Raw genomic sequence first — 2,894 nt, 5'->3', positions numbered from 1 at the left:
CCGCGGAGGCGCCGCCCCTGCGCCCGCCCGTGCCGCCCCCTGGGCGGCCCAGCCGCCCGCAGGGGGAACAGGTACGAGGCCCGCGGCTCGTGTGCTGGGGAACGCGGAAGCGGGGGCGGCTGGTGGGCCGCCCCCGCTTCGTGGTGCTGTGACGCGCTGTGCAGGTTGCTGACTACAGGTTGCTGGAGATGGCGCTCACCAGCTCGCCGTTCGCGGTGTCACCGCTGAACTCCCAGAAGAACGCGCCGCCCAGGCCCTGGGACTTGGCCCAGGACATCTTGCCCGCGATGGTCGCCGGGGTGTCGTAGGACCACCACTGCGTGCCGCAGTGGGCGTAGGCCGTGCCGGCGATCGTGCCGGTGGCCGGGCAGGAGTTCTTGAGGACCTTGTAGTCCTCGATGCCCGCCTCGTACGTGCCGGGCGCCGCACCGGTCGCCGTGCCGCCGGGGGCGGACTGGGTGACGCCGGTCCAGCCGCGGCCGTAGAAGCCGATGCCGAGCAGCAGCTTCGCGGACGGCACGCCCTTCGACTTCAGCTTGGCGATCGCGTCGGCGGAGTTGAAGCCCGCGGTCGGGATGCCGGAGTACGAGGTGAGCGGCGAGTGCGGGGCGGTCGGACCGGTGTTGGCCCAGGCGCCGAAGTAGTCGTACGTCATCACGTTGTACCAGTTGAGGTACTGCGCGGCGCCGCCGTAGTCGGCCGCGTCGATCTTGCCGCCGCTGGAGCCGTCGGCGGTGATCGCCGCGGTGACCAGGTAGTTCTGGCCGAACTCGGTGCGCAGCGCGGAGACCAGGTTCTTGAACGCGGCCGCACCGGAGGTGTCGCAGGTCAGGCCGCAGGCGTTCGGGTACTCCCAGTCGATGTCGATGCCGTCGAAGACGTCGGCCCAGCGCGGGTCCTCCACCACGGCCTTGCAGGACTTGGCGAACGCCGCGGCGTTCTGCGCGGCCTGGCCGAAGCCGCCGGAGTAGGTCCAGCCGCCGAAGGAGTACAGGACCTTGATGTGCGGGTACTTGGCCTTCAGCTTGCGCAGCTGGTTGAAGTTGCCGCGCAGCGGCTGGTCCCAGGTGTCGGCGACGCCGTCGACGGACTGGTCCGCGGTGTACGCCTTGTCGGTGGCGGCGAAGGCGTCGTCGAGGACGCACTGCCCGTTCTTGACGTTGCCGAACGAGTAGTTGATGTGCGTGATCTTCGAGGCGGAACCGGAGGTCACCAGGTTCTTGACGTGGTAGTTGCGGCCGTAGATGCCCCACTCGGTGAAGTAGCCGAGCTTGACCTTGTCGCCGGGCGGCGGGTCGGTGGGCGTGGTGGAGCCGCCGGTGGTGCGGACCGCGACGGAGCCGCTGAGCGGACCGGTCTGGTCGGCGGTGTCCCGCGCCAGGACGGCGTAGGAGTAGTCCGTGCCGGCGGTCAGACCGGAGTCGGTGTACGAGGTGCCGGTGACCGTGGCCACCTTCACGCCGCCGCGCAGGACGTCGTAGTTCTTGATGCCCTTGTCGTCGGTGGCCGCGGTCCACGCCAGCTTGACCGAGGTGTTGGTGATGTCCGAGGCGGTCGGCTTGCCCGGGGCGGACGGGGCGCTGTCGCCGGGCACGGAGGGCCCGCCGTCGCAGGAGCCGCCGTTGACCGTACAGGCGGTCGGGGAGCCGGTGCCGGAGCCGTTGAACCCGAAGGAGATGGAGGCGCCCGCGGCGAGGGAGCCGTTCCAGCCCAGGTTCTTGGCGGTCCAGTGGTTGCCGGAGTTGGTGACGGTGGCGTCCCAGGCGGAGGTCACCTTGGTGCCGGTGGGGAAGTCCCACTCGACGGTCCAGGAGGAGAGAGCGGTGGTGCCGGTGTTCTTGACCGTCCACTTGCCTTCGAAGCCGGTGCCCCAGTCCTGCGTCTTGGCGTAGGTGGCGGTGACGGAGGTGGCCGCCTGGGCCGGCGTGGCCAGCCCGACCAGTCCGGCGAGGGGAAGGACGAGCGTGGCGACTGCCGCCGTCACGCGCTGTCTGAAGCGCATCTGCGCCTCCTCGGGGTGAGGGTGAGGGGGGTGCTACGGCTCCGAGCCACTTGACGAGGCCATGACGCCGAGCGGTGCGGTCAGAGTAGAAAGGTCTGGACCACCGGTCAATAGGTCTGGACCAATGCAGGTTTCTTGAGTAAACCCAGGCCCCCGACCTGGGCCTCCTGACCTCAGCGCAGTCCTAACTCCTGCGCAAGCACCGCCGCTTGGAGTCGGCTGCGCAGCTCCAGCTTGGCGAGCAGGCGGCTGACGTGGGACTTCACCGTAGCCTCTGCCATCTCCAGGCGGGCGGCGATCTCGGCATTGGACAACCCCTCGCCGAGGCAGCGGAGCACCTCGCGCTCACGGGGTGTCAGGGATTTCACAGCCTCCGCCCCGGGGCCCGTCGCCCGCGGCGGGCGGTCCTGGGCCCCGGCGGCGAAGGCCGCGATCAGCCGCCGGGTGACGGCCGGGGCGATCAGTCCCTCGCCACGCGCCACCGTCCGCACCGCCTCCAGCAGTTCGGCCGCCTCCGCGCTCTTCAGCAGGAAGCCGGCCGCGCCCGCCCGCAGGGTGCCGAAGACGTACTCGTCGAGGTCGAAGGTGGTCAGCACCAGCACGTCGGCCAGCTGCTCCGCGGTGATCCGACGGGTGACGCCCACGCCGTCGAGCAGCGGCATCCGCACGTCGGTCAGCACCACGTCGGGCCGCAGCTCGCGGGCCAGCTCCACCGCCCGCTCCCCGTCCGCCGCCTCGCCGACCACCTCGATGTCCGGCGCGCTGCGCAGGATCAGCACCAGTCCGGCCCGTACGGCCGACTGGTCCTCGGCGACCACCACCCGGATCACGACGTCACCCTTCCCCGTCCGGCACGGGCAGAACCGCCCGCACCACCCACGCGCCCCCCTGG

2 protein-coding genes are annotated in these 2,894 nt (G+C 70.9%); both read right to left on the bottom strand.

What is annotated here, in order from left to right; all coding sequences use genetic code 11:
* Positions 1-172 precede the first annotated feature (172 nt).
* Positions 173-2,002, bottom strand: a complete 1,830-nt coding sequence (locus tag ACOV8S_RS14280; protein WP_448318186.1) for a glycosyl hydrolase family 18 protein — start codon at positions 2,000-2,002, stop codon at positions 173-175.
* A 173-nt stretch (positions 2,003-2,175) separates the two neighbouring features.
* Entirely contained in the window at positions 2,176-2,832 is a 657-nt protein-coding gene (locus ACOV8S_RS14275) for a response regulator (RefSeq protein WP_448318185.1), read from the bottom strand.
* Between the last annotated feature and the right edge of the window lie 62 nt (positions 2,833-2,894).

It is taken from the genome of Streptomyces sp. CO7 (assembly GCF_053474865.1).
The sequence above is the reverse complement of the archived record's forward strand: the minus strand, read 5'-3'. Positions and strand labels throughout refer to the sequence as shown.

What these genes read in the sequence shown, in the direction of transcription:
- ACOV8S_RS14280 (WP_448318186.1), bottom strand. Translation starts at nt 2,002, where the DNA reads ATGCGCTTCAGACAGCGCGTGACGGCGGCAGTCGCCACGCTCGTCCTT.